The 3,669-nt window shown below is 73.3% G+C and carries 4 protein-coding genes and 1 pseudogene; 4 read left to right on the top strand and 1 reads right to left on the bottom strand.

Annotation, left to right across the window (positions count from 1 at the left end; genetic code table 11):
* Nucleotides 1-103 (top strand): annotated as a pseudogene (locus tag ABZW03_RS38560) (ABC transporter permease); the annotation flags it as partial.
* Nucleotides 104-181: 78 nt separating this feature from the next.
* Here the strand turns inward: ABZW03_RS38560 and ABZW03_RS38555 are convergent.
* Nucleotides 182-1,165 (bottom strand): LuxR C-terminal-related transcriptional regulator, encoded by a 984-nt coding sequence (locus ABZW03_RS38555; protein WP_355269199.1) that lies wholly within the window; start codon nucleotides 1,163-1,165, stop codon nucleotides 182-184.
* 340 nt (nucleotides 1,166-1,505) lie between these two features.
* On the opposite strand from ABZW03_RS38555, the gene ABZW03_RS38550 reads away from it, so the two are divergent.
* From ABZW03_RS38550 to ABZW03_RS38540, 3 genes are all read left to right on the top strand, one after another.
* Nucleotides 1,506-2,789 (top strand): IS256 family transposase, encoded by a 1,284-nt coding sequence (locus tag ABZW03_RS38550; protein WP_355269197.1) that lies wholly within the window; start codon nucleotides 1,506-1,508, stop codon nucleotides 2,787-2,789.
* 185 nt (nucleotides 2,790-2,974) lie between these two features.
* Nucleotides 2,975-3,136: a hypothetical protein gene (locus ABZW03_RS38545; RefSeq protein ID WP_355269195.1), complete on the top strand. Its 162-nt coding sequence runs from the start codon at nucleotides 2,975-2,977 to the stop codon at nucleotides 3,134-3,136.
* Nucleotides 3,137-3,204: 68 nt separating this feature from the next.
* Entirely contained in the window at nucleotides 3,205-3,417 is a 213-nt protein-coding gene (locus tag ABZW03_RS38540) for an MbtH family protein (RefSeq protein ID WP_355269193.1), read from the top strand.
* Nucleotides 3,418-3,669: the final 252 nt, after the last annotated feature.

The following is a 3,669-nucleotide window of genomic DNA, read 5'->3' as shown; positions in this document are numbered from 1 at the left end:
CATCCTCATCCTCTTCGTCGGCATCGCCATCGAACTCCTCGTCTTCACCCCCGTCGAACGCCGCGTCCTGCGCAACCGCGGCCTGCTCACCACCACCAAGTGAGGCTCTTCCCGGGACGAGTGGCACCACGACGAAGCGGGCCCGGCGTTCATGGCGCCGGGCCCGCTTCGTCGTGTGCCGTCAGAGCTCGTCGAGCGGTTCGTCGAGGACGCCCTGACGGGCGATGATGTAGCCGAGGTGGCCGCGGCTGCGGCTGCCGAGGAGTTCGCTGGCCTTCTGGATGTGGCTGGAGACGGTGCGGGTGCTCATGCCGAGGCGGGAGGCGATGGCCTCGTCGGTGTAGCCGTTGACCATCAGCCGCAGGACGTTCTGGCGGGTGCGGGCGGTGAGCAGCCGGGGGCGGTGGTGGCCCTGCTGGTAGGTGACGGGCTCGGCGCGCTCCCACATCAGCTCGAAGATCTTCAGCAGGTACTCGACCAGCGGCGGGAGCTGGATGAGCATCGCCGCCGCCTCGCGGTCGGCGCCGGCCGGGATGAAGGCGGTGGAGCGGTCGCAGATGATCACCCGGTCGAAGACCTCGTTCAGCGTGCGCACCTGGGCGCCCTGCGCGGTGACCTGCTCGATGTAGGACAGCGTCGGGCCGTGCGAGCGCACGGTGTGCTGGTAGAGGGTGCGCTGGCGCACGCCGCGGCCGGCCAGGGCGAGGTCGCGCGGGAGCGCGTCGGCCAGTTGCTCGGGGTTGCGGCCGCCGCCCGGCTGGGCGGTGAGCAGTTCGTCGGTGCAGGCGGCGACGGCCTTCTCCAGCACGGGGTTGATCTCCTCGCCCGCGAGCAGCCGGATCGGCAGCTTGGCCCGCCGCATGACGTCCCGGTAGGCGTGCTCGGCGGCGGTGAAGGAGGTGTGCAGTTCGGCGAGCCGCTCCTGGTGGGCCAGGACGGCGAGTTCGATCGGCCGTGCCAGCCCGGTGGCGGCGATGTCGGGCGGGACGGGGGCCAGCCGGTCACCGGAGCCGGGCAGCGGGCGCAGCAGACCCATCGCGAGCAGGCACTCGGGGGCCTCGCCGGTGGCCTCCCCCGCGGCCAGCGCCGTGCGGTAGAACTCGATGCCCCGGTCGCAGAGCTGGGGTGTTCCCCTTTCCGCGCAGTTGTCCTGGATTGGGCACATCTGGGCATCCTTCCGGCTTCGGCATTGCGATTTCACGAATGCCCGTACCGGCTACCGCCAGGCATCCGAACCGGCAAGATGGAATCGACTGCCGTTCGGAAGCCGCCCCCCGGGCTCCGACAGCCGTGAGTGTACGCCCAAAGGGCGAGGAAATCACCGGCTGACGGTCGTCGCGCGGGCACGCGGACGGGGGAGCCGACGGTGACGGTCGCGGACACGACCTCACCCGGCGGCGGTGACCGGGGGATTGCCGGCGCATCGCACCTGGCGTCCCGTCGGGGCGTCCGGAGCGGGGTCGACCGGTGAGATGGAACGGCCTACAGACGGAAGGCACCCCCAGTTGCGAGCTGACTCCGACCCGGCGGCACTGCCCGCCGCCCTCACCGGCCTGGTGGACCAGCGCCTGGTGCGACAGTTGGCGGAGGCCGCCGCCGCCCAGGTCGGCTCCGGCGCGGTCCGGCTGCTGGGCGACGGCGGGATCCTCCAGGCCTTCGCCAAGCAGCTGATCGAGGGCGCCCTGGAGCTCGAGCTCCAGGAGCACCTGCGCGGCGCCGGCACCAACGGCCGCAACGGGGCCCGGGCCAGACGGCTGCTCACCGAGATTGGCCCGGTCGAGGTGCGGGTGCCCCGGGACCGCGAGGGCAGCTTCACCCCCCGGTCCGTCCTCCCCCGGGCGCGCCGGCTGCCCGGGCTCGACCAGCTGGTGATCTCGCTGACCGCGCGCGGGCTCAGCTCGGGCGAGCTGGTGGCGCACCTGGCCGAGGTGTACGGCGTGGAGCTGAGCCGGGAGACCGTCTCGGCGATCACCGACCAGGTGCTCGACGAGCTGGCCGAGCGGCGCGGGCGGCGGCTCGATCCGGTCTACCCGGTGGTCTTCGTCGACTCGGTGCGCAGCGGCCGCTCGGGCGGTCCGCTGGTGCACCTGGCGCTCGGGATCTCGCTCGAGGGCCGCCGCGAGGTGCTGGGCCTGTGGCCGGCCGCGGACGGGGAGCAGTGGCCGCAGGTGCTGGCCGGACTCGCCGAGCGCGGGGTGCGGGAGGTCTGGGTGCTGGTGGGCGGCACCGGCGCGGTGCTGGCCGAGGCGGCGGCCGAGCGGTGGCCGCGCACCGTGGTGCACGGTTCGGTGGCCCACCTGCTGCACGCCGCGCTGCGGCACGCGCCCGGCGAGGACTGGGGCGCGCTGGCCCGGGCGCTGCGCGAGACCTGTACGGCGCCGACCGAGGCGGCCGCGCTGGAGCGGCTCGCCCAGGCCGAGCGGGAGTGGGGGCCGAGCCACCGCGAGGTGTTCCGGGTGTGGCGCTCGGCCTGGCCGCTGCTGGCCCCCGGTTTCCGCTTCGGCCCCGAGGCGCGGCGGCTGCTGACCGGCGGGGGCGCGCTGGAGCGGCTGCACGCCCGGCTGCGCCGGATCGAGCAGGCGGCGGGCCGGGTGCAGGACGAGCGGGCCGCGCTCAAGCGCGCCTACCTGGCGACGCTGGCCCTGGAGTCGCCGGCCGGGACGGGCCGGCCGTGGGTCGAGGACTGGCCCGCGGTCCGGGAGGAGCTGCGCCGGGGCTCGCTGCGGCGCGCGGGGGTGCCCGCCTCCGCGCTCCGATGTCCTCCGCGCCATCAGAGTTCCCACCACTGATCTGACAGCGCCAGGTGTGATTTGGATCATGTCTGTCTGTTTTTGACACGATCTGACCGGGCTTCCGGTTCCCGCATTGCGTGTTCACGATCACAGTCAAAGCTTCCACGCACGTTTGGGGCTTCGGCAGGATGCGGGGCAGAGCGAAGAGGGCAGACCGCCCTCCTCAGGAAGAGGAATTCGCGATGCCAAGCCTTGCCGTCCGCGTCCACAAGATGCTCGGGATAGTCGCTGTTCTGCTGGCCGCCGTGGTGGGCTTCCAACTCCACGCCGAGCAGCACCACCTGTCCGCGGTCTCCGTCACCGCCCACGACGCCCCGAGCGAGGACTCCGGCTGGGGTCCGTGACCCTCGGCTCCGTCCGACCACCCCGCTCCTCCCCTTCTCGCACCGCCCTGAACAGAGAGGAACCGACGATGGCGAACCCGTTCGAGGACACCGAGGCCAGCTACCTCGTCCTGGTGAACGACGAGGGCCAGCACTCGCTGTGGCCGGCCTTCAGCCCGGTGCCCGCCGGCTGGCAGCAGGTGTTCGGCGCCGCCGGACGGCAGGACTGCCTCGACTACGTCGAGCAGAACTGGCAGGACCTGCGGCCCAAGAGCCTGATCGCGCACCTGTCCGAGCACTGAGCCCGGCCGCCCCGCACCACCCGTCGGACCGCTGAACACCGCGCGGCTCCCGGACGGGGAACCACGCCGAGCGGCCGCCCACCCGGCCGGACCACCTCGGCGAAGAGCACAGAGCACCGAGCACCTCACACCGAGCAGCCCGCCGCTCCCCCGGCGCAGCAGCACGCCCGAGCCGCCGCCCACCCGGCCGCTCCCCCCGGTCGTCGGCCACCGCACCCGCCGGCACCGCCAGCCGTTGCCGAGCATGACGGC

This window comes from Kitasatospora sp. NPDC004799 (assembly GCF_040609095.1).
GTDB lineage: Bacteria > Actinomycetota > Actinomycetes > Streptomycetales > Streptomycetaceae > Kitasatospora.
This window is presented reverse-complemented; position numbering and strand designations above follow the sequence as displayed.

Excerpts from the sequence above, each read along its gene's own strand:
- ABZW03_RS38555 (WP_355269199.1), bottom strand. The coding sequence starts at position 1,165 with ATGTGCCCAATCCAGGACAACTGCGCGGAAAGGGGAACACCCCAGCTC.
- ABZW03_RS38545 (WP_355269195.1), top strand. The coding sequence starts at position 2,975 with ATGCCAAGCCTTGCCGTCCGCGTCCACAAGATGCTCGGGATAGTCGCT.
- ABZW03_RS38540 (WP_355269193.1), top strand. The coding sequence starts at position 3,205 with ATGGCGAACCCGTTCGAGGACACCGAGGCCAGCTACCTCGTCCTGGTG.